An 18,824-nucleotide genomic window follows, 5' to 3' on the forward strand; every position below is an offset into this window, starting at 1 on the left:
CGTTTGAAAAGGTCGTTTGAACTGTGTTGCCAGCATTTTCACCCGCTGGCAGCGGCTCTGGCGCCCCGGTATGCTTGCATCCAGTTCGCGTCCTTGCGGCGCTGGTTTATCAAGGAGTCAATGTGGAGTTTCTTGCCGAATACGCAAGCTTTCTCGCCAAAACCGCCACCCTGGTGATTGCCATCCTGGTGGTGCTGTCGGCCATCGCCGGCCTGCGTGGCAAAGGGCGGCGCAAGCCGGGCGGGCAACTGCAGGTCACCCGCCTCAACGAGTTCTACAAGGAACTGCGCGAGCGCCTGGAGTCGGGCCTGCTCGACAAGGCCCAGCTCAAGGCTGTGCGCAAGCAGCAGGCCAAGGCGGAAAAACAGCAGAAGAAAAAGCCCGAGGACAAGCGCCGGGTGTTCGTCCTCGATTTCGACGGCGACATCAAGGCCTCGGCCACCGAGAGCCTGCGCAACGAGATCACCGCGCTGCTGACCCTGGCCACCCCGCGTGACGAGGTGGTGCTGCGCCTGGAGAGCGGCGGTGGCCTGGTGCACAGCTACGGCCTGGCCGCCTCGCAACTGGCGCGCATCCGCGAAGCCGGCATCCCGCTGACCATTTGCATTGACAAGGTCGCCGCCAGTGGCGGTTACATGATGGCCTGCATCGGCGAGAAGATCGTCAGCGCGCCGTTCGCCGTGCTCGGTTCCATCGGCGTGGTAGCGCAGATGCCCAACGTCAACCGCCTGCTGAAAAAGCACGACATCGATTTCGAGGTGCTCACCGCCGGCGAGTACAAGCGCACCCTGACCGTGTTCGGCGAGAACACCGACAAGGGCCGGGAGAAGTTCCAGGAAGACCTCGACATCACCCACAAGCTGTTCAAGGACTTCGTCGCCCGCTACCGCCCGCAGTTGCACATCGACGAAGTGGCCACCGGTGAAGTGTGGCTGGGTATCGCCGCGCTGAACCGCCAGTTGGTCGACGAGCTGGGCACCAGCGACGAATACCTGAGCCGCAGTGCTCGCGAGGCCAATGTGTTCCACCTGCGCTTTGCTGAACGCAAGAGCCTGCAGGAGCGAATCGGCATGGCGGCCAGCGGCGCGGTGGAGAATACCGTGGTGGGGCTGTGGAGCAAGCTTGGTCGCTTGCGCTAACACCTTGAAGCCCTTGAAGATTTTTTTCTTCAAGGGGGTTGCAAGGTGATTCGAATGCCGACATAATGGCCTCCATCGAAACGCAGCTGACTTGAAAAAGTTCAGCGGTTTCAAGGAGATAGCGAAAGCTGACTCCGACTTTGAGGCCGAGTAGCAAAGTGGTTATGCTCCGGATTGCAAATCCGTCTACGCCGGTTCGATTCCGACCTCGGCCTCCACCATTCGAAACCCCGCAGATCTAGATCTGCGGGGTTTTTCTTTGCGGGCAGGAAATGCAAAGTGTTCCGCAACTTTTGGCATGTGTTCCGCAACCCATGCCTATTTCGTTGGGCTCACAACCTCGCCCACGCGGCGATAAACCCGCTTGGTGATCTCTTCTTTCGAGTGCCCCAGCAATCGGCTGGCGTGGCTGATATCCTCGATCTCCGAGGCAGCCTTCGGGCGGATGTCGCGGAACTGAAACTGACGAACCTTGGCGGCCAGGTCAGCGTTGCCATCGGCAGCGAGCTTCCTCGCTGCCTTGTCCCGCGCTTCTGCGAAGCGGTTGCGCAGCATTTCCCAGCTCATGCGCAGTCCCGCGTCATTGGTGATCAGGCGTGAATTTCGCACGCCCTGCAGTTTGCGCCGTTCAAGCAGCGCCTCGATGAACAGGCCCAGGCCGGTCAGTACGCCATTCACGTGCCGGCGAATTCGCAACTTCTTATCGGTCTTGTTCTGGTCGACCCACAAGTAGTCCTCGTCGAGGTCGACCGTGCTGAACTTCAGCGTGTCGGCAGGGCGCTGGCCGGCCAGGTAGGCCAGATCCATGGCGTCCTTAAGACCCTGGTCGCCTTCGGCGTACACCGCATCCCAGATCTCGTCGGCCGCGTAGAAGTCGCGGACCTTCTCTTTGTTGCGGCGAACCGCCAGGCAGGGGTTTCGCTCGGCGAAGCCCCACTCCATGGCCATGGTAAAAACGTGCGACAACAGGGCGATCTCCCGATTTGCCCGAGTCTTCGCGGTGCGGGCGTCGCGGTACTGGGCGACGACCGGCGGGCTGATTGCCTCGATCGGCGCGTCACCGAACGCATTGCGCAGGCGCTCCAGCTCGTACTTGTTGTCTTTCTGAGTGCGCGGCGCTTTCGTCGGGATGATGTCCCGCTCATACCGATCGAACAGCTCGCCCATAGTTGCCATAACCTTAGGCCTTGCCTTCTGCTCCAGGCGTGCCCACTCCAGCTTGGCTTCTGCCAGGTCCTGCCCCAAAGGGATTTCGACCCTCCTTCCGTCCGCGTCCCTACCGCAGTAGTAGTACGCAACCCAAATTTTCCCGCCTTTCCTTTTCCGGGTCCGCCGAAGCATGCGCTCCGGCAGGTCACGGTTTTCCTTTTTTCTATGGCGCACCTTCTACCCCACGCGCGATAAGTCCAATGTCCATGTTTCAGCCGTGGCATTCGTTGCCGTTGGCTTGACGCCTGCCATCTTGAGCCTGGCGTATACCCGGCCGACAATGGGCCGCCTGGCCCGGGTGAGCGTGTACTGCCAGCCATTGTTGGCCAGCCACGTGATCTGTTTGCTCGGGAGCTGGTAGCCGGTAACCCGCACCACCTCTTCCTCGTCGAGGAACTCGCTTGCATGTTCCATGGGATGGTCTCCACTCCGCCGGTGGCGGTAGGTTGGTGGTCAATCGAGCTGGTAGTAGACGTAGCAGTCGACGCCCTGGTCTTTGAGTGACTGGTACATGGCCTGGACGCCGGCGTACCGACGGTTGCCGATGCCGGCGAACGGCGCCGATAGGTGCAGGCCGCGTGGGTGGTAGGTGCTGGCCGGGTAAACATCACCTGGCAGGTCCTTGATCAGGCTGGCGCGCATGCCGCGCAGCGGTATGACAACCCGGTCCAGGTTGGCGCTGCCGCCGTCGTCCTGGCATTCATTTGCGGCAGACGTGCCGGCTTCGGTGGCGATCCGGATCTTCTCGGGCAAACTGGCCAGTTCTTCTTTCGTCATGGCAATAGCTCTCCATGCCCGCGCATGTCGGCGGGCTCATGTGTTAAAAGGGTTGATCAAACAGGAGGATCGATATGGGCAAGACAGCCAAACCGTTCTACTTCGTTGCTGCGCCACTGATTTCGATCGGCGCTGCATTCGCCGCTATCGGAGCATCTGGGCAGGCTGCTTTCGGTTACACCGCGATTGGCTTGTTGGTGCCAGGCCTTGTACTACTAGCTGCAGGATTTCGCCGGCGGGCTTGAGCAGTTGGGGGAGGGGTTAGTAGTCGAAATCGTATTCGTCGAAGCAGGGCGCGCACAGTGGGCGTTGGCTGCGCTGTGCCCATGCGGAGGTCTTGAGCAGCCAGCGGCTCTTATCGACGAACCGGCCGCAGTCGCGGCAGTGGGTATGGTGATCTTCAGCCTTGAGCGTGGAGAACTTGGCGATGCGCTGGCGCTCTTCTTCGGCGAGCAGTTTCCGGAAGTGCTCTTGCTCTTCCTTCTCCGTCATGTGCGGGTAGATCCTGCTCATGCCGATCATCGCGGTGCCCGATAGATCAGGTAGGCCATGTAGGCGAGGGCGATCATGGTTTGGCCTCCTTGCGTTCGGCGATGACGGCATCAGTTCGCCTATCCAAGTCGTGGTCGTTAATCACGATATTGTCTGGAACCAGGCCGGCGAACAGTCCGCCGTTTTGGATGGTGTCAACGTCGGCCTGGCGGAGGACGCGGTACCGCTCGGCATCCTTGCGCAGCGCCTCGTTCTCGGCAGCGAGCTTGCCCAGCAGGCCGTAGCACTCGGCAAGCAGGTTGTTTGCCGCCTCGATCGCAGGGCCTTTGCCGGCCACGCCGCGCTGGCAGGCCTTCATCAGGCCCTGAACATCGGTTGTTTGACTGGTCATAACTTTCCCTCGGTCGGCGGATGAACCGGACACGGCCAGCGCAGTGAGCCGTTTCCACTCGGGCAGGTGCACAGCGCGTCATCAGGCACGTCAAAGAACCCCAGGCGCCCCTTCATCGGCACGAACGGCAACGGTCGCGGATCACGTAGGGCGAACCCTTTCTCTCCCATGTACCAGGGAGATTCGCTGTGATCGAGGCTGTCGACCAGCTCTACGGAGCCGATGATCCCGCCTCGCAACAGGTTGTCAGGCGGCACAGGGAATGGCGGCTTTATCCCTCTTTGCGCCATGAAATCAAACGCCGAGAGAAACTCGCGCCGGGTCATGCCGGCGGCAGCGTGCACCAAGAAGCGACCTCGAAACTTCGTGTGCCAGGTCCGATTTTCGATGTCCTTGCCACCGCTCATGATCAGCCAGGCCCATGGTTGGCGAATTGAAAGCGCCTTCACAGTTGATACCTCTCATCATTCCAGCGCCCAGGCGCCAGTGCGGGTGTAGGTTCGGGTTGTGTTTCGTGCGGTGAGAGCTGGCGCTCGTTGCCGGCCTGCAGCTGGCCGTCGGGGATGCAGCTGATCGACGACTCGTTGAGGATGTAGCAGGTGACGCCGCGCTGGCTGTCGTGCTGCACGTCGATGACGTTCTCGGTTGCGCTGGCGCCGGTGGCCAGCAGCGCGAGGAGGAGGGCGAGGCGGGTCATGGCCACTCCTTGCTGGTCTGTTCGCACTGGGCGGCCAGCTTCAGTAGGTTGATTGTGGTGGGCCGGAATCCATCGATGTTGGGATATCCCTCAAAGCGATGACCGCTCGGGTAGGCCTCAAACGGACCGTGCCAGCACCAGTTAATCCACCAGTCCTCCCATACGGTGTACGCGTCCTGGCCTTCGCCCCAGCAGTCCACGCCGCCGCCCACGCTCAGAACGTGTCGCACACTGGAGCCTTGGTCGTACGCCAGTTCGGTTGGCTCCTGATCACGCCAGGCATTGCGGTAGACCGATGGCAAAAGCTCCACCATGCGCTTGCTGAGCTTCTTCTCTATGCGGGCCTTCATGGGCACCCTTTTCTTGGGCATGACGATTCCTTGGCCGCACTCGCGGCAGTGAATAGAGGGGAGAGGGGTTACAGCTGGGTGGAGTACAAATGTGCTCTTTGCGAGCTGCAACTTATTCGCCCTGGTTGGCCAGAGCGTTCAGTCGCTGGAAGGAGGTTCCGGGGATTTCGTGGTCAATCTCTACGCCGCAGCTGCATTGTCCCGGCTTGTAGTCGTCGACCGCTTTGCAGTTGAGCTTGTGCCCGTTGATCGTCTGCGGGGTTGTCGCGCGCGGCTCTGCGCTGGCGGGTAGGACCGCGCACACCGCATCGTAAAGGTCGAATGGATCATCCGCGCGAAACAAGGCTTTCATCTTGGTGAGCAGCGCATCCCGCTCGGCCAGCTTGGCGTGTTGACGCTCGTTCGCTTCGACAGCCTGCTTCCAATCCGCAAGCCTCCGGGCCGCGACATTCATCCACGCATCAAGGCATGAGCGCAGTCGCTCAACCTCGCCAGGATCGGCGTGGGTGTAGAGCGGTCCGAGCTTGGCGATTTCGTCGAGACAGGCCCTCCAGCCGCCGCGATAGCCCTGGTCCCAGTCATGCGATTCGCTCAGTCTGGCCGTGCAAGATGGAAGCGCCACTGGCTCGCCCTGGTGCTGCTCGGCAGGCTGGGCAAGGAGGGCAGCAGCAAATCGAACGTGGGGCGGATCTTCGCTGCGCAGGGCGCTGTCTTGGATTTGTCGCCAGAGCGCGTCGAGGTGCTCGCGGGTGTTGCTGGATCGGTTTTCTGTGGGCATGGGGATACCTTGAAGATTGAAGGCTATGTGCCATAGTCATTCCTCCATCAACAGGGAGTTATCGCTATGGGTGTAAAAATCGAGTTTCACGACGGCCGCTCGGTCGAGTACGAAAACGCAGTTCGAGTTGCGGATTCTAAGAATGACTACGTTCTTTTCGATGAGAGTGGTGCCGTGCTTGCGCATGTCCATAAGTACGACGTGAAGAACCTTCACACCAAAGATCCTGATGAGAAATGGTGATTTAGGCCGCTTTCAGTAGGGCCTCAATCACTCTCTGCCCGGCCAGCGGCGGCACAGCGTTGCCTGCCATGTGCATGGTCAACCGGTGGTTGTCAGGGCGCAGGGTGTCAGCTGGAAACGACATGGCGGCCAAGGCCTCGCTGGCGCTGAGCATTCTCATCCGGTCACCGTCAACCAAGGCCCAGCGGTCCAGGGTGGTGATGGTTCCGATTGGTCGGTTGATGTCGCGGCCGGTGGTGCCGGAGCCCTTGCCGTAGTAGGGCATGATGAATCGGTCGCCGAAGCGCTGGCGGCCATTGCGTACCCGATCAAGCGTGGCCTGTGCGCGCCCTGGTTTCTCTATTGATGACCAACGCCCGGCGTCGAAGTCGAGGAAGCTGCTCGCCGGCACATGTTCGCACTGCTGCAGTTGTAGCTGGATCGGCGCCTTGCTCTTGGTGCAAATCAGGAACAGGCGCACCCGGTGTTGCGGGACGCCCAGATCGGCGCAGTCCACGATGTGCGGTGCGACCTGGTACCCGAGCCGCTGCATGGCATCCACCCAGCTGGGGTAGAGCACCCAGTTGACGAACTCGGGCACGTTCTCGATAACCCAGGCGTCCTGCTGCAGCACCTCAGCCGCTGATGGAACGGCCCAGGCCGTGGATCTCGACGCATCGTGTTCCGGGTTGCCGTTCTTCTTGCCGCGGGCTTTTGCGTGACCCTGGCAGCAGGGTGAGGCGATGCCGATATCGGTTCGCGGAACTGCTGCCCAGTTAGCCTGGTGCAGGTCCTGGCATACGTGGTCGGTGTCTTGGTGATTGGCTGCGTGCCACTTCACCGCCTCAGGCCAGTGATTTGCCGCCCAGAGAACCTGGACGCCTGCGGCGCGCGCGCCGGTGCTCCATCCGCCTAGGCCGGCGAACAGGTCGATTGCTGTGGTCATTGGGAGGTCCTTACAGGGCCAGTTCTGTCTGGCTCTCGCGCTGCCAAATAGGAGAGCTGGTGTGCGCTTCAATTCGGTCGGCGATCACGCTGGCGCGCTGGCCGGCCGACGGCGGGGTGTACATACCGAAGCGACTGATGCTGCCGCCGTTCACTGCGGCATTCGTGCTATCAGCCGATGCGAGCGGCAGACTCTGGAAGATCGCGGGGTCAAGCATCCGCAGGCCGTGCAGACGGCATTGAGGCCGGCCTTGGTCGTCGCAGATGGCATCCATTGCTGAGCCCATCCGCTTCCACCACGCTGGGGTCCCGGGCGATCGCCATTGTCCGGAGCTGCCCAGGGCAACAATGCGCCAGGACAGGGCCAGACGCTGCAGGCGCTCGATCGACTCGTGCATATGCCAGACCGGCACGCCGGGCAGGTAGCCAGGCCATTGCTCGAGCAGCCGATCGTTGGCGTCTTCGTCTCCGTCGATCACGTCAGGGATCAGGGCCCAATCGAAGCCGGGGTGCCGGTGCCAGTCATCCACCCAGCGGGTGTAGCCATCGACATCGACCTGGCCGCCTTTCTTCCACACGGTGAACGCGCCGTTGTCGAAGACGAAGGACTGACAGGCCTCGGCGACGATGCCCAAGTCGTCCTGCCTCGGGAAAGGTACCAGGGCGTGCCTGCCGGCAAGCAGTCGCGCCGCATCCTGCCGCGTTCCGCCGATAGGCGTGCCGTGGTAGTGGATCATCCGCTCAGCCTCACCGTTTCGATCTTGACGCCCTGGTGCACCGCCTTGATCACCTGGTCGCCACCGAAGCGTTCGGCCAGGTCGTCGGCGATCTGCTCGTGCCAGCCTTGCTTGATCAGCGCGGTGGCAGTCTTGATGTGCTCAACGCGGATCATCGCCTTGCTACGGATTTCCAAGCTGTAGAGGATCACCTCGGCGTCGCTTGGGCAGACCGCGGTGAAATTGTGCCTGTATATGTTTAGGGAGGTCATGCTTGAGTCTCCGACTTTGCCTTCATATGTCGACTGCGCGAGCAGGTCTCGTGCTTGGGGAAAGTGCTGTGTCGCTCCACTTCCAGTTGTCTTGGCAAATAGGCTTCCCTATGATGCCGCAGCCACTTCGCTAAATAGCTTGGGAAAGTGTATGAATAAAGAAATTTTGAATCGAGCATTCACAAAAGACTCAATATTCGAATACAAGTGTCCTCACTGCTATTCGGCGACGCTGCGCCCTGATGGGGAGTTTCGTTCGGTAGAAACCGAAGAATCAAAGTCGGAGCATCATGAGGACTGGTGGGAGCCGGAAATGATTAGGCTCGCATTCAGCACTTCGCTCAAATGTGTAGACTGTAGAGAAACTGTATTTGTTGTAGGTCGAGGATCTGTCGAGGAAGAAATCATTCCCGATGATAATGGTGACTGGGATCGGCAGTACTCGGAAGTTTATACGCCGTCGTATTTTCATCCACCCCTTCAGCTGATTGACTACCCGGCATCGACTCCAAAAGAGGTGATACTCCCCCTGTCGACTGCGTGCGAATTATTCTTTTCCAGTCCAGCTGCTTGCTGCAACAGTGTCAGAACTGCGGCCGAAGTAATACTAAGTCATCTTGGTATTCCAGAAAAAAATGGCAGAAATTTTATACCATTCGGAAATAGGGTAAAACTTCTTCCTGATGATCAAAAGAATGTCAAGGAGCTATTCCATGCGCTGAAAGTGCTAGGGAATCACGGAAGTCATCCCGGAACCGAAATGGTACATGACGATGCTATTCACGCCCTCGAAATAACAGAGTTCATATTGGAAGAGGTTTATGGAACTCGCAGGGCGGAAGTACAAAAGCTAGCCCGCGTGATCAATGCCCGTCAGAGTCCGTTAGGCCGACTCTACAAGTGGCTGTTGAAAAACACTGACGTTTAGCCTGTCGAGGCGCTGGCGGGCAGCGCCGCATGTGGCTCAGTTAAGCGAGTGGTATGCTTCGCCGCTTATTTGCAGGGAGAGCGGGCAGTGGTTTCGAAATTCTCGAAGAGGCAACGATGGTGGGGTGGTATCGCCATTGTCGCTGCAAGCATGGTTATGGCTGCCTGGATCCCTCAGCCCTGGGCTTGGGGCTTTGTGCTTACTGCGGTTGCTGGAGTCCGAATTTGGGGCACGAGCTGGGATAACTATCTAAACTGCGACCAGGGTTGCTATTCCCAGCAGGAGCATGAGAAGTACTGCCGTAGGCCTGAGTCTTCAGGCCAGGGTTGAGCAGATGGCGGGCAGCGCGGGATGGTCAGGCGGCGGTAGCGTCATCAGTTGCTGGCTTTGGCTGGTAGACCAGCGTGCCGTCGAGGATCGCGGCCTTGATGGCTTCGAACTCCCAGGCGTAGTACTGCGACTCGACGTAAACCCGCAGCTCTGGGTAGTCGTGCTGCTTCCGGCGAATGAAGGCCTCGGCCGCTTCCCTGGTGAAGTGGCTGTTCACGATTTCCCAGTGCTTGTTCCAGCCGGTGACGGTGTGGTCGTCGAGTTCGGCCAGGAATTCCCACTGGCCATCCGTATCCAGGTCGAGGAAATCACACTCGTGGTCGGCCTGAACGGACTGGTTGATTTCCTGCTGCTCTTCCTCGTCGAGGTCATTCCAGTAATCCACTGGACTGAACCACCTCCTATCCTCCAGGCAGACCACCAAGCCTTCGGCATAGTCACGGTCGAAGCCGTAGTCGATGCGCTTCTGCTGCACGGTGAACAGCGCGCATGCCTGTGGTGCCACTTCACACCCTGGCCGTTGCAGTGGTGTCGAAGTCGAGCAACGAAGTCTTGCCAGGTGTCGGCAGCCATCGGGTGGCCGGTTGCCAGGCTCGGGCTGGCTTCAGTATCGCTCATGGCTTTCTCCATGCATGCGCCGTCCTCCGTGGCCGGTTAGACCTTGGTGAGGTGGCTTTTTGATGTTGGTTAGTGTTTTATGGCGGCCCGGCATGATGCCAATCAAGGAGAACAGTGCGATGATGACGAACCGTGAATACTTCGATAAATGCCGCGAGTATTCGGACCGGGTTGCTGAAAAATCTAAAGAGACGCGAGAGCTGCTAGACAGCGATCCAGAGCTTTCTGGCGAAGGTGCCTACGAAAAGTACTGGGACCTGCATAACGCCGCCACGACTGCGTCTTTGGAGTGGGTCAACTTTTGCACCAACAACAAACCATCAGGCTGGTGACCTCGGCGCGACAACTTCGTCGCCAGGATCCTGCTGAATCATCAGCATGCTCTTCCTGTCGAAGGCCAGGGCCAGTCGGGGCGAGATGCTGATTTCATGCCGCGGCGGGGTTAGAAACTTCGCCGCGTGCAGTCTGCCCAGTGCGTGGATACCGTGAATTAGCGCCTCGATCATCTGGCTGTAGGTGGCGTCGGCCCAGCCGCAGATGGCGCGAAGGTGCTGGCCAGTCCGCTTCCTGGCTGACAACCGCAGCGACTCAGTTCGCGCCACAACTCGGTGAGCTTCGATTTCGTGGCGCGCGATTCTGAACAGAGCGTGATGCCCGAGCGCTTCGATGTGATGAATCATCAGCGTCATCGCCTCGCCCTGTTCCTCGATCCCAGCCCACTCCATCAGCTCCAGTAGGGCCTGCTTAGTCCCTGGTCGAACCTTCAAGCGCAGGTCTTCTTCCTGCAGGCGCTCGGCCCTGGCCCTGCGCTTCTCGTCGCGTTGCTGCTGAGTCATCGCCATGCAGCACCTCCTTCAATCCGCTGGGCGGCAAGTTGAACTGGTCGCGGCGCCTATGCAGCTGTAGCGAGCGCAGGTTTTTTCGGTTCATGGGATAGCTCCATATCGCAGTCATGCCAGCCGGCAAGCCACCAGGCGCTGTCGATCGTCATTTCGGGGTAGGGCTGGGCCAGACGGCATCGATTGGCGGCCCGGACGGTGCGGCCCTGGTAGTAGGCCAGCGGGTGTATCTGCTTGGGTTTGCGCGGGAACATGGCTACGTACCTGCGAGATGGGGGAGCGGGGCGAATGGGATATCGTCGTCGAAGTTGTCCGGCGGCGCGGCCTGCTGGCTCTGCTGCCCGTAGTTGTCATTCTGGTTGTGCGCTGCTGGCTCGCGCCGAACACAGGTTCCTCACGCCGTCGATGGCCGGGACGACCCTCTACGTCAGCCTGGCCCTGGCCGGCGCCCGTCACATCTTCATCGTCATGTACTGGCAGCGGGTCAAGGCATGGCTGTGCCGGGTGCTGAACTGCGAGCACTGCCTGCGTGACTGCAGGTACGGCCCGGGCGGTATTGAGCGGCGAAAGTCGTAGGTCGCGCCACAAAACAACAACGCGCCGTTTCGTGGCGCGAACCTTTGAGGGAGTCACCATGGACAACCAGCACAAGAAGATCACCGGCTACCGCGACCTCACCCAGAGCGAGATCGACGGCATGAACTCGATCAAGGCCCTGGAGGCCGATGCCGGCGAGCTGTTCAAGCAGATCGGGCAGATCGAAGGCGTTGACCCGCGACTGCTGGCCCTGGCGAAGACCAACCTGCAGCAGGGCTTTATGTGGTTCGTGCGCTCGATCGCAAAACCTGCCGATCCATTCGCCTGAGAGCAGCCATGACCACCATCGCCTACAAAGACGGCGTCATCGCCTACGACTCTCGCCAAACCCGGGGCGGAGCCATCGTTTCGGACAATGCCCCCAAATGCCAGGTGGTAGATGGTGTCAGTTTCTTCCTATCGGGCGCAGTGTGTGACGAGAAGGCGTTGATCGCTGCGTACTTCGGGACGCCATCGGCAGTCGCTGTGGAGTGCTCCGGATACGCCGTTGATGACGGGAAGCTGCTGATGGTTGGTCATGACGACAAGACGGGCATCTGGCGGCAGGAGCTCGACCCGGAAAACCCCGACGCTATCGGAAGTGGCTCTGCCTATGCCCTGGCAGCGATGGATATGGGCGCAAACGCAGAAGAGGCGGTGCGGGCTGCTATGAAGCGGGACATTTACACTGGTGGGAAGGTTGTGACATTTCGAATGGTGGGGTAGGTGTGCCGCAGGTGGCTGCGGCACGGGTATAAGCTTTAGTCCTCCTCAACCGGATCCTCGGCTTCCGCAAGGGCTTCTTCTTCCAAGGATTCGAAGTCCAGCTCAGAGCCATCAACAAGCCGCTTAAGTAGGTCCCCCATCAAGCGTTTTGCCGTGACAGCTTTAGCGCCTTCCAGGCTCTTTGCCGAAACCAGGGCGTAACCGCCAGTGTCCAACTCGATCAAGTACAAACCGAAGTCGGCAAGTGCATCAGAAACGGAAACGACGAAGGCAGATTTTAAGCGGGACCGATACGAGAGAAGCTTCAAAGTTTTTTGGCTAATGCGAACGCGGCTGAGCTCCGAACGCTTGAAAAGTACAGACAGCAGTATTGCGGTTTGAAGAGGTGTGCGCATGAGTATCTCCAATATAGAATCCTGATCTAGGCTCTAGATCTGGTAACAAGATCTTGATCCTAAATCAGGGTTCGGTCAAGGCCTATTTATGTCATCCTGCTCGACAAAGGAATGCCCATGAGTCGACCTATGCCCCCTACGTCACTTTTGGGGCTGGCTGATCCGCCTGGGGCTGCTATCCGACTGGCTCCAAGTCCTGACGTTTGGGACTGGATCCAGCGCGAGAGGGGTATGCAAGAGAGAATGGGAACTCAAACTGTCTGTAGCAAGCCATATTTGCCAGCAGGGATCGGGGTTGGAATTCGGCCAAAAGCTGGGACGCCTATTCAAGCGGCCCAGCCATGCAGCTGATCACCTGTGCTGATCGAAAACTTTAGTGATATGAGCGATATCCGGGCTTACTGCCCCAGGTTTCGATAGAGACTTGGCTGCTTGAATAGCAAAATCTTTCGCTCGATCAAGACCTTCTACACCCTGGGTATCCCTCAGCTGCTGCAACAGCCCGCCAAGGATACAGCTGATGTTCTGTATGTCCGCCGCATGCGAATTGATGGCATCGATAATGCGTGGGTCTGTCAAAATAACCTCCTAGGTCATGTGCGCCCCAGTCCTTGGGCTTTCCGGCAACGGACCGGGGCGGTTCGTTGGGAGGCACAACGCTACTACGCCACGGCTCAGCCCGCGTACTGGCTTTCCGTCCAGGGTGGATGGGTGGACAGGATGGTCGAAATAGTGGATTAGGTGGATGATGGTTCATTGCCTTTCTCAAGGAGTCAAGCTGTGGAATTGGTTGAGCAATTACAAAAGCTGATTCCTTGGGCGGCGGGACTTCCCTTGGTTCCTAAGATGTTGGTGTCGTTAGTGATCGCGAGCGTGGCTGCGTTGCTCTTGGCCGTGATTTGGACCACTCCTAGCCAAGAGGAGGTAAAATCTTTAGAGGTGGTTAAAACAATTGTGAAGGACTGTTACAGGCGAGCGGTGTTCACAAGGACTCACGCACAAATGAGTCACGAGGCAATGTTTTCCTCCATCGCCGAGTGTCGAGGCCGCGTACAGAAGCTAGCCCCAGAAGTTAATAGCCCTGAGCTGTCGCAGATGACAGCGGATCTTATTTCGGCCCTTGAAGGAATTGAGCGTCAAAATAATAACCAACAGCTGGATTTCAAGAAAATTGACTTTTATAAGTTAGAAGTATTAAGGCGGCTTACGTCTCTTGCCGGGGTTGTTCAGGTAGGTTATACGATTCCCACAAACCTAACAGAAGATGTCTTTTTCTCGAAGGAAGAGGCTGATATGCCTCCAATACCGAAGCTCCCAATTTCGCAGTGACTATGGCTGAGGGCCGTGAGATCCCTAGCTATTCAGACCAAGCCCCGCGCTGGGCTTCTTGCGTCTGGCCTCACCCCTGATTCCGCTCCTTCCAGGCATGGTGCCTCCCAAGGTCACTGGCGTGAAACGCCCGCTTGAGGCGTAACTTCTCCAACTCCTCGACCTGGGCTATGGCCTCGGCCCGATCCCGGGCGCGGATCGCATCCACAGCTTCCGCCCAGTGCTCCAGCGCCTCGGCAAATCTCCGCTTCTCATCGCCGGGCATCTTCGCACCCTTCATGTGAGTGGTTGGGGAGGGTAGGCGTCCAAGCACGGTGAAGAAGACCTGCGCATGAAGGCCCGCGCCGGCACACGCCAGGCCCTTGGCGAGATCATGCAATGGGCCGAAGTCGAGGAAAACGGCGAGGCCATGACCCTGCTGATCCACCGCATCCATGAATTAGGGCCTGAAGCTGCCCGCCACTTCCTCAGTGCTCCGCGCCACGAAATCAAGATTTCCAAGATCGTGGAGCGCAGGCTCGACCAGTTCCGCATCGGCCGAGAGCTTCGTGTGCATGATCTGCTGCTTGGCGACGACCCTGACGATAGTGGACTACTCATACCGTGTAGCGCATTGCTCTAGGCTCTGAATGACAGCCAGATTCACAGGCGTGGCCACTCCTTTACAAATTAATGCCCGTTGGTCTTTTTACGCTTAATGGCCTCAATCAACGCATCGATAGACGATCTTCTCCTAAGCTTAAGCAACGACAGCGCAAGCCAGACCACAAATGCCGCCATCAAGAACATGAAAAAAGCTAGCCAAACATCCCCTTTAATACCAAACGAATCTTTGAACGTTGATGTCGCAAATACCAGCGCGACTGCTACAACAAGGCTGGCAGGTGTCTGCCATGCCTTCATGTCCTCGATGCATCTAAGATGCTCAAGAAGAGCGAGCTTCAGCTTGTCGGATGTAATACTGATAAGCTCCTGAGAGGTATTCTCATGCACGTCATCAACTATTACTGTCTTGGTGATATTATCGTTACTCATCATCACCACCCAACATAATCTGGAATGCTATACGATGGGACTGCTTATATTTATAAACAGTTGCATGCAGCGATATATTCTCGCCCGCATCAGACTCCGCAAAAACCATAGGCTTTCCGAGGGAATGACCGGTCGCAGAGTTAAAATTTCTGAACTTAAAAGCACTCTTATTGAGGTGTCCACTAACCTCCAGATAAGGATTTTTCTCTTCATCATCTGGAAGATCATCAAAAACTATAGAAATGCATACATCATCCGCCTCATCAAACTTGTAGGTAACGACAACCTCTTCCCCATTGGGAACAATAATATTGTCAGACCCAATTATTTTTCTTCCACCAACAGTAATCATCTTCACTCACCAAATTAGTTCAGCCACTCACCTGACACTATACCGAACATCTATTTCATCCACCATGCCGCCACCAGCACGGAGGGCGGCGCATGCATGGAGAAAGCCATGACCCAGTTCTACCTGCAGGACAGCCGCAGCCATGTCGGCGACGGCATGATGTTCTGGGCCAAGGAAGGCCGCGGCTACGTGACCAACCTGGACCAGGCTGAGCTGTTCACCTTCGAGGAGGCATGCCGCCACCGTGACACCGATATCCCCTGGCCGAAAGAGTACATCGACGCCAGGGCGCACTACGGCGTCGACTGCCAGCTGATGGAGGAGGACAGGCGCATCGCGGGACTGCAGGCCGGGGCCCGCGTCTACGTGCACGTGCCAGGTGACTGGAATGGGAACGACGTCTACTGGGTCAGCGAGCAGCGCGGCAAGGTCACCGAGAATCTGCAACAGGCAATCTGCATGGATCTGGAAAACGCCAAGTTCACCTACTTCAACCATGCGGGTCGCCCTCCTCCTCGCGCTGCTGGCCACCGGCGCCGGCGCAGCGCCCAAGCCCCAAGACAACGTCATCGACGTCCAGCACGACAGCCAGCGCGGCGTCACCTGCTACCTGCTCAACGGGGTCGGCATCAGATGCATCGCCGTGCATCAGTTGCGACTCCCTGCCGAGTGACCACGACCTCATCACCGGCAGCCGCTGGGACGCCGGCCACTACCGGTCTGTGGGTGCCTGCCCGGAGCTGCGCTTCGAGCCGCTTAACGTCCACCGGCAGTGCGTGAAGTGCAACCGGAACCTGTCGGGCAACGCGGTCGAGTACCGCATCCGGTTGGTGAAGCGCATCGGCGCTGACCAGGTGGATTGGCTCGAAGGGCCTCATAAGCCCCAGCGCCTGACCATTGAAGACCTGCAGGCCATCAAGGCGCTGTGCAGGCAAAAACTCAAAGACCTTAGGAGGGCAGCAGCATGATCTACTCGAGCGTATCCGGAGCAGTCGTTGCCGCCCTGGCGGCAGGCGAGAAGGGCGCGACGAAGGGCCAGGCCTGGCAGAAGCTGTACAACCCGAACGAAGAGGAGGGTGGCTGCCTCGCTTCGCTGTCGTCCGCCGGCGGAGATCTGGACCGAACTCAGGTCGACTACTGGCTGGCGGCGCGCATCCACCACCAGCTGATCCCGCGCCACTGGGATGCCTTGGTGGCGAAGTACAGCACCAGCAAGGCGAAGAAGGTGCAGGCGATCGCCGCGGTGAAGCCACTTATCGCGAGCCCGGCAAAACCGCTGTTCGTGTTCAAGGCTGTCACTGCCTGGGCCATACCGAAACTGCCAGGCGCCGGCCGCAAGAGTGCCAGGTCGGTTTCGGTAGACATCCCACTGGACTTGCCGGAATGGCGCCGCGAGGCCCTCATTCGTGCCGCAGTGGCTGCTGGAGCGTCGGAGCGCAAGCGCGTCGAAGCGGTTGAAGAGGATGTTCTGATCCTGCCGGACAGCTTCTACGACATGAACACCTGGGACCTCGATGCTGCCCCAGAGTCGACCAGGCGTCGGTGGCGTGCCGACATCCACGAAAAGCTCAACGGTATGGTCGATGAGGCGATGACTCAGGTGCAGCAGATCCTGGTGGCTGAAGGTCTGCTTCTGAGCCATGCCGCGTAATCGCCTATTGACATCAGTGAGCGACTGAGCGAAATTACTCCCATCCTGTCATTCCTGCGTGCATAGGACTGATGACCACATCCCTTCGGGATTATCGGCATTAGTGTCAGGTGTGTTGCTCGTAGCCGGCGCTGTTGGATTTTTGATTCTTGTTGCACTGAAGTATCTGAGTCTCAAATTGCAGCAGCCAACCGTAGTGGCTCCGTCTACGAAGGAGGTTAGTGAAATGGCTAACATCGACACCGCGTTTCTTGAAACCAGCAACAATGTTGGCGCCGGAATCGTAGCAACCTGCCTGACCGCCGCTCTGATTCGGGCCTAATCGGCTCACATCAAACCCCGCCAAGTGCGGGGTTTTTTATTGCCCGAAGAGGGCCTCAAGAGTCCCGACCATTGTGTCGGGCTTTTTGGTTTCTGGAGCAAACAGATGAGCGAAGAGTCGAAGCGCCTCAAGCAATACGTCATCGATGCCGTCGTTGGCGGCAACCTTGATCGCCTGGGGCCAGGCCTGGCCAGCCTGGCTGAGGTTGACCCGGGCGAGTACCTGGAACTCACTCGCCAGATGATCAACATTGATCTGCCGAAGCGGTCGAGCCTGATCTCCTGCGGCTCGAGACCGGAGTTCTTCCACGCTGACGGCGCTGTGTACGGCGCAGTATTAACTGATGCACCTTGGCCTTGCTCCTTCGAGCGCGACGCGCACCCATCCGGTACAGGCCTGGCCCTTGCGGACGTGCAGCGCACTGTCGCCGAGACTCGCCGCGACTACGAAGCGACCGTCTTGAAGAAGGTCGCGGAACTGAAGGAGGGGTTGTCCGAGCTCAACTTCCTGCTCGGCGGACACTCTGCCGTCGATCGCTCCATCGCCAGCCTGGCCCGCGCTGACCTGACCAAGGGCCATGCCCTGCTGGTCGCCGCGGTCACCCCCACCAAGTAACCCCGCTCCCCGCAACGGGAGGAATCGAGATGCCGAACATGCCAGAAAAGGACCCGGGCCTGTGGGCCGCTGTGTTCGCGTGGTTGATTGCACATCAGCCACAGCTTTACGCCGCCGGCCTGTCGGTCGCTATCGCCGCTCTGCGCGTGGTATACGGCGGTGGCAGCACGCGGCAGATGCTGCTGGAAGGCGCGCTGTGCGGAATGATTACGCTGGCCCTGGTGCCCCTCCTTGAGTGGATGGGATTGCCGCAGGGCATGGCGACGTTCGCCGGCGGCGCTGTTGGCTTCATGGGTGTGGAGAAGCTTCGCGGCTACTCCGACCTGTTCCTGTCTCGCAAGGCTCAAGGCTAATGATACCTTCACCGGGTACCTCCTTAGCCTGACATGCTTGATAACTTCGACGAGCCCTGCAGGCTGTGATGGCCAGCATGATGGCAGCTGTAGTTCCTGGCATTAGGAAAACAGCCAATATCCAGAGATTCAAACCCCAGACTGCGGCCCAGATGGCTCCCCAGCCTAACGCAACTACCACGGCTGTGATCACTCTCCAGTCATGACCGGCTCCGGGATGGGTTGCCATCCCGGCCTTGTAAGCTTTCCAGCACCCCCACAGCCCTACCAGAGATGCAACGATAGCCACAGCGGCCAGGATCGGAGCCTGCGTTTGAAAAACTGCCAATACCAGTATCGGCAAGCCCCAGATGAATATCGCAGTCACCGGCGCGATACCTACGATTGCGCCAATTGTGAGGGCAATGCGTAGCATGGCGAGTTTGCTCATCTCTATCTCAGTGGAGGCTTCATGTTGCAGGCAGCATATGTCTCCGCGCCACAGATTCACAATGCGCCGTTTCGTGGTGCGACCACCAGAGGATCACCCATGGACTACCAGCACAAGAAGATCACTGGCTACCGCGACCTCACCCAGAGCGAGATCGACGGTATGAGCTCGATCGAGGCCCTGGAGGCTGACGTCGGCGAGTTGTTCAAGCAGATCGGCCAGATCGAAGGCGTGGACCAGCGAACCCTGGCCCTGGCCAAGACTAACCTGCAGCAGGGCTTCATGTGGTTCGTGCGCTCGATCGCCAATCCGGCTGACCCGTTCGCCTGAGGAATGC

The 18,824-nt window shown here is 58.8% G+C and carries 34 protein-coding genes, 1 tRNA gene and 1 pseudogene; 16 read left to right on the plus strand and 20 right to left on the minus strand.

Annotation, left to right across the window (positions count from 1 at the left end; genetic code table 11):
* Positions 1-122: 122 nt before the first annotated feature.
* Complete coding sequence (gene sohB, locus E3U47_RS16855) at positions 123-1,139, plus strand: protease SohB (RefSeq protein WP_134692816.1); 1,017 nt, start codon at positions 123-125, stop codon at positions 1,137-1,139.
* 144 nt (positions 1,140-1,283) lie between these two features.
* Positions 1,284-1,357: transfer RNA gene (locus tag E3U47_RS16860), tRNA-Cys, on the plus strand.
* Between the two features lie 100 nt (positions 1,358-1,457).
* Here E3U47_RS16860 and E3U47_RS16865 read toward each other — a convergent pair.
* The 3 genes from E3U47_RS16865 to E3U47_RS16875 are packed head-to-tail and all read right to left on the minus strand — an operon-like array spanning position 1,458 to position 3,125.
* Positions 1,458-2,522, minus strand: coding sequence for a tyrosine-type recombinase/integrase (locus E3U47_RS16865; RefSeq protein ID WP_134692817.1), 1,065 nt, complete (start codon positions 2,520-2,522; stop codon positions 1,458-1,460).
* A gap of 3 nt (positions 2,523-2,525) precedes the next feature.
* Positions 2,526-2,762 carry a DUF4224 domain-containing protein gene (locus E3U47_RS16870; RefSeq protein WP_134692818.1) on the minus strand — a complete coding sequence of 79 codons (237 nt, stop codon included), beginning with the start codon at positions 2,760-2,762 and terminating at the stop codon, positions 2,526-2,528.
* Between the two features lie 39 nt (positions 2,763-2,801).
* On the minus strand, positions 2,802-3,125 hold the full coding sequence (locus E3U47_RS16875) for a hypothetical protein (RefSeq protein WP_134692819.1): 324 nt from the start codon (positions 3,123-3,125) through the stop codon (positions 2,802-2,804).
* A gap of 74 nt (positions 3,126-3,199) precedes the next feature.
* On the opposite strand from E3U47_RS16875, the gene E3U47_RS25000 reads away from it, so the two are divergent.
* Entirely contained in the window at positions 3,200-3,370 is a 171-nt protein-coding gene (locus E3U47_RS25000) for a hypothetical protein (protein ID WP_167659500.1), read from the plus strand.
* 16 nt (positions 3,371-3,386) lie between these two features.
* Here the strand turns inward: E3U47_RS25000 and E3U47_RS16880 are convergent, their stop codons facing one another.
* From E3U47_RS16880 to E3U47_RS16905, 6 genes are all read right to left on the minus strand, one after another.
* Positions 3,387-3,638, minus strand: a complete 252-nt coding sequence (locus tag E3U47_RS16880; protein ID WP_134692820.1) for a hypothetical protein — start codon at positions 3,636-3,638, stop codon at positions 3,387-3,389.
* Positions 3,639-3,690: 52 nt separating this feature from the next.
* A complete protein-coding gene (locus E3U47_RS16885) occupies positions 3,691-4,008 on the minus strand; it encodes a hypothetical protein (protein ID WP_134692821.1) in 318 nt (105 codons plus the stop codon).
* Entirely contained in the window at positions 4,005-4,457 is a 453-nt protein-coding gene (locus E3U47_RS16890; protein WP_256660297.1) for an ASCH domain-containing protein, read from the minus strand. The genes E3U47_RS16885 and E3U47_RS16890 overlap by 4 nt, the downstream gene beginning before the upstream one ends.
* Positions 4,454-4,705: a hypothetical protein gene (locus E3U47_RS16895; protein ID WP_134692822.1), complete on the minus strand. Its 252-nt coding sequence runs from the start codon at positions 4,703-4,705 to the stop codon at positions 4,454-4,456. The genes E3U47_RS16890 and E3U47_RS16895 overlap by 4 nt, the downstream gene beginning before the upstream one ends.
* The gene (locus E3U47_RS16900) at positions 4,702-5,055 is read right to left on the minus strand and encodes a hypothetical protein (RefSeq protein ID WP_134692856.1); all 354 of its coding nucleotides are present in this window, start codon (positions 5,053-5,055) and stop codon (positions 4,702-4,704) included. Before E3U47_RS16900 ends, E3U47_RS16895 begins: the two co-directional genes overlap by 4 nt.
* Positions 5,056-5,167: 112 nt before the next feature.
* Entirely contained in the window at positions 5,168-5,833 is a 666-nt protein-coding gene (locus E3U47_RS16905; RefSeq protein WP_134692823.1) for a hypothetical protein, read from the minus strand.
* Positions 5,834-5,899: 66 nt separating this feature from the next.
* On the opposite strand from E3U47_RS16905, the gene E3U47_RS25005 reads away from it, so the two are divergent.
* Positions 5,900-6,076 (plus strand): hypothetical protein, encoded by a 177-nt coding sequence (locus tag E3U47_RS25005; RefSeq protein WP_158539562.1) that lies wholly within the window; start codon positions 5,900-5,902, stop codon positions 6,074-6,076.
* 1 nt (position 6,077) lies between these two features.
* On the opposite strand, the gene E3U47_RS16910 is transcribed toward E3U47_RS25005, so the two are convergent.
* Genes E3U47_RS16910 through E3U47_RS16920 form a run of 3 tightly spaced genes read right to left on the minus strand, consistent with a single transcriptional unit; the run spans position 6,078 to position 7,988 of the window.
* Positions 6,078-7,001, minus strand: a complete 924-nt coding sequence (locus E3U47_RS16910; RefSeq protein ID WP_134692824.1) for a DNA cytosine methyltransferase — start codon at positions 6,999-7,001, stop codon at positions 6,078-6,080.
* A gap of 10 nt (positions 7,002-7,011) precedes the next feature.
* On the minus strand, positions 7,012-7,737 hold the full coding sequence (locus tag E3U47_RS16915; RefSeq protein ID WP_134692825.1) for a hypothetical protein: 726 nt from the start codon (positions 7,735-7,737) through the stop codon (positions 7,012-7,014).
* Entirely contained in the window at positions 7,734-7,988 is a 255-nt protein-coding gene (locus E3U47_RS16920) for a hypothetical protein (protein ID WP_134692826.1), read from the minus strand. The genes E3U47_RS16915 and E3U47_RS16920 overlap by 4 nt, the downstream gene beginning before the upstream one ends.
* Before the next feature lie 151 nt (positions 7,989-8,139).
* On the opposite strand from E3U47_RS16920, the gene E3U47_RS16925 reads away from it, so the two are divergent.
* The gene (locus tag E3U47_RS16925) at positions 8,140-8,916 is read left to right on the plus strand and encodes a DUF4145 domain-containing protein (RefSeq protein WP_134692827.1); all 777 of its coding nucleotides are present in this window, start codon (positions 8,140-8,142) and stop codon (positions 8,914-8,916) included.
* Between the two features lie 355 nt (positions 8,917-9,271).
* Here the strand turns inward: E3U47_RS16925 and E3U47_RS16930 are convergent, their stop codons facing one another.
* Complete coding sequence (locus E3U47_RS16930; RefSeq protein ID WP_256660298.1) at positions 9,272-9,751, minus strand: hypothetical protein; 480 nt, start codon at positions 9,749-9,751, stop codon at positions 9,272-9,274.
* Between the two features lie 205 nt (positions 9,752-9,956).
* Here E3U47_RS16930 and E3U47_RS16935 point away from each other — a divergent pair, with 205 nt between their 5' ends.
* Positions 9,957-10,196 (plus strand): hypothetical protein, encoded by a 240-nt coding sequence (locus tag E3U47_RS16935; protein ID WP_134692828.1) that lies wholly within the window; start codon positions 9,957-9,959, stop codon positions 10,194-10,196.
* Here E3U47_RS16935 and E3U47_RS16940 read toward each other — a convergent pair.
* Both E3U47_RS16940 and E3U47_RS16945 read right to left on the minus strand, forming a co-directional pair.
* The gene (locus tag E3U47_RS16940) at positions 10,185-10,706 is read right to left on the minus strand and encodes a hypothetical protein (protein ID WP_134692829.1); all 522 of its coding nucleotides are present in this window, start codon (positions 10,704-10,706) and stop codon (positions 10,185-10,187) included. The two genes, E3U47_RS16935 and E3U47_RS16940, sit on opposite strands and share 12 nt — an antisense overlap.
* Positions 10,707-10,756: 50 nt before the next feature.
* Positions 10,757-10,957, minus strand: coding sequence for a hypothetical protein (locus E3U47_RS16945; RefSeq protein WP_134692830.1), 201 nt, complete (start codon positions 10,955-10,957; stop codon positions 10,757-10,759).
* Between E3U47_RS16945 and E3U47_RS25520 the strand changes: the two genes are divergently transcribed.
* Genes E3U47_RS25520 through E3U47_RS16960 form a run of 3 tightly spaced genes read left to right on the plus strand, consistent with a single transcriptional unit; the run spans position 10,956 to position 12,005 of the window.
* On the plus strand, positions 10,956-11,279 hold the full coding sequence (locus E3U47_RS25520; protein WP_372239517.1) for a hypothetical protein: 324 nt from the start codon (positions 10,956-10,958) through the stop codon (positions 11,277-11,279). The two genes, E3U47_RS16945 and E3U47_RS25520, sit on opposite strands and share 2 nt — an antisense overlap.
* 58 nt (positions 11,280-11,337) lie before the next feature.
* A complete protein-coding gene (locus E3U47_RS16955; RefSeq protein ID WP_028692276.1) occupies positions 11,338-11,568 on the plus strand; it encodes a hypothetical protein in 231 nt (76 codons plus the stop codon).
* An 8-nt stretch (positions 11,569-11,576) separates the two neighbouring features.
* Complete coding sequence (locus E3U47_RS16960; RefSeq protein ID WP_134692831.1) at positions 11,577-12,005, plus strand: proteasome subunit beta; 429 nt, start codon at positions 11,577-11,579, stop codon at positions 12,003-12,005.
* A gap of 35 nt (positions 12,006-12,040) precedes the next feature.
* On the opposite strand, the gene E3U47_RS16965 is transcribed toward E3U47_RS16960, so the two are convergent.
* Positions 12,041-12,400: a hypothetical protein gene (locus E3U47_RS16965; RefSeq protein ID WP_134692832.1), complete on the minus strand. Its 360-nt coding sequence runs from the start codon at positions 12,398-12,400 to the stop codon at positions 12,041-12,043.
* 351 nt (positions 12,401-12,751) lie between these two features.
* Positions 12,752-12,979 carry a hypothetical protein gene (locus E3U47_RS16970; protein ID WP_134692833.1) on the minus strand — a complete coding sequence of 76 codons (228 nt, stop codon included), beginning with the start codon at positions 12,977-12,979 and terminating at the stop codon, positions 12,752-12,754.
* A 201-nt stretch (positions 12,980-13,180) separates the two neighbouring features.
* Here E3U47_RS16970 and E3U47_RS16975 point away from each other — a divergent pair, with 201 nt between their 5' ends.
* Both E3U47_RS16975 and E3U47_RS16980 read left to right on the plus strand, forming a co-directional pair.
* Complete coding sequence (locus tag E3U47_RS16975; protein ID WP_134692834.1) at positions 13,181-13,729, plus strand: hypothetical protein; 549 nt, start codon at positions 13,181-13,183, stop codon at positions 13,727-13,729.
* A gap of 331 nt (positions 13,730-14,060) precedes the next feature.
* Complete coding sequence (locus E3U47_RS16980; RefSeq protein ID WP_256660299.1) at positions 14,061-14,351, plus strand: hypothetical protein; 291 nt, start codon at positions 14,061-14,063, stop codon at positions 14,349-14,351.
* Positions 14,352-14,398: 47 nt separating this feature from the next.
* Here the strand turns inward: E3U47_RS16980 and E3U47_RS16985 are convergent, their stop codons facing one another.
* From E3U47_RS16985 to E3U47_RS25250, 3 genes are read right to left on the minus strand one after another with little or no spacing between them, the layout of a single operon-like run.
* Entirely contained in the window at positions 14,399-14,764 is a 366-nt protein-coding gene (locus tag E3U47_RS16985; protein ID WP_134692835.1) for a hypothetical protein, read from the minus strand.
* Positions 14,757-15,116: a DUF6864 domain-containing function gene (locus E3U47_RS16990; protein WP_134692836.1), complete on the minus strand. Its 360-nt coding sequence runs from the start codon at positions 15,114-15,116 to the stop codon at positions 14,757-14,759. Before E3U47_RS16990 ends, E3U47_RS16985 begins: the two co-directional genes overlap by 8 nt.
* A gap of 27 nt (positions 15,117-15,143) precedes the next feature.
* Positions 15,144-15,614: a hypothetical protein gene (locus E3U47_RS25250; protein WP_134692837.1), complete on the minus strand. Its 471-nt coding sequence runs from the start codon at positions 15,612-15,614 to the stop codon at positions 15,144-15,146.
* A 143-nt stretch (positions 15,615-15,757) separates the two neighbouring features.
* On the opposite strand from E3U47_RS25250, the pseudogene E3U47_RS17000 reads away from it, so the two are divergent.
* The 5 genes and pseudogenes from E3U47_RS17000 to E3U47_RS17020 all read left to right on the plus strand — a co-directional run.
* Positions 15,758-16,084, plus strand: a pseudogene (locus E3U47_RS17000) (recombination protein NinG); the annotation flags it as partial.
* On the plus strand, positions 16,081-16,767 hold the full coding sequence (locus E3U47_RS17005) for a hypothetical protein (protein WP_134692838.1): 687 nt from the start codon (positions 16,081-16,083) through the stop codon (positions 16,765-16,767). The pseudogene E3U47_RS17000 and the gene E3U47_RS17005, both read left to right, overlap by 4 nt.
* A gap of 427 nt (positions 16,768-17,194) precedes the next feature.
* Positions 17,195-17,704, plus strand: a complete 510-nt coding sequence (locus tag E3U47_RS17010; RefSeq protein WP_134692839.1) for a hypothetical protein — start codon at positions 17,195-17,197, stop codon at positions 17,702-17,704.
* A gap of 29 nt (positions 17,705-17,733) precedes the next feature.
* Positions 17,734-18,057, plus strand: coding sequence for a phage holin, lambda family (locus tag E3U47_RS17015; protein ID WP_134692840.1), 324 nt, complete (start codon positions 17,734-17,736; stop codon positions 18,055-18,057).
* A 529-nt stretch (positions 18,058-18,586) separates the two neighbouring features.
* Positions 18,587-18,817 carry a hypothetical protein gene (locus E3U47_RS17020; RefSeq protein WP_134692841.1) on the plus strand — a complete coding sequence of 77 codons (231 nt, stop codon included), beginning with the start codon at positions 18,587-18,589 and terminating at the stop codon, positions 18,815-18,817.
* Positions 18,818-18,824 lie beyond the last annotated feature (7 nt).

This window comes from Pseudomonas sp. RIT623 (genome assembly GCF_004519305.1).
In the GTDB taxonomy this organism is placed as follows: domain Bacteria; phylum Pseudomonadota; class Gammaproteobacteria; order Pseudomonadales; family Pseudomonadaceae; genus Aquipseudomonas.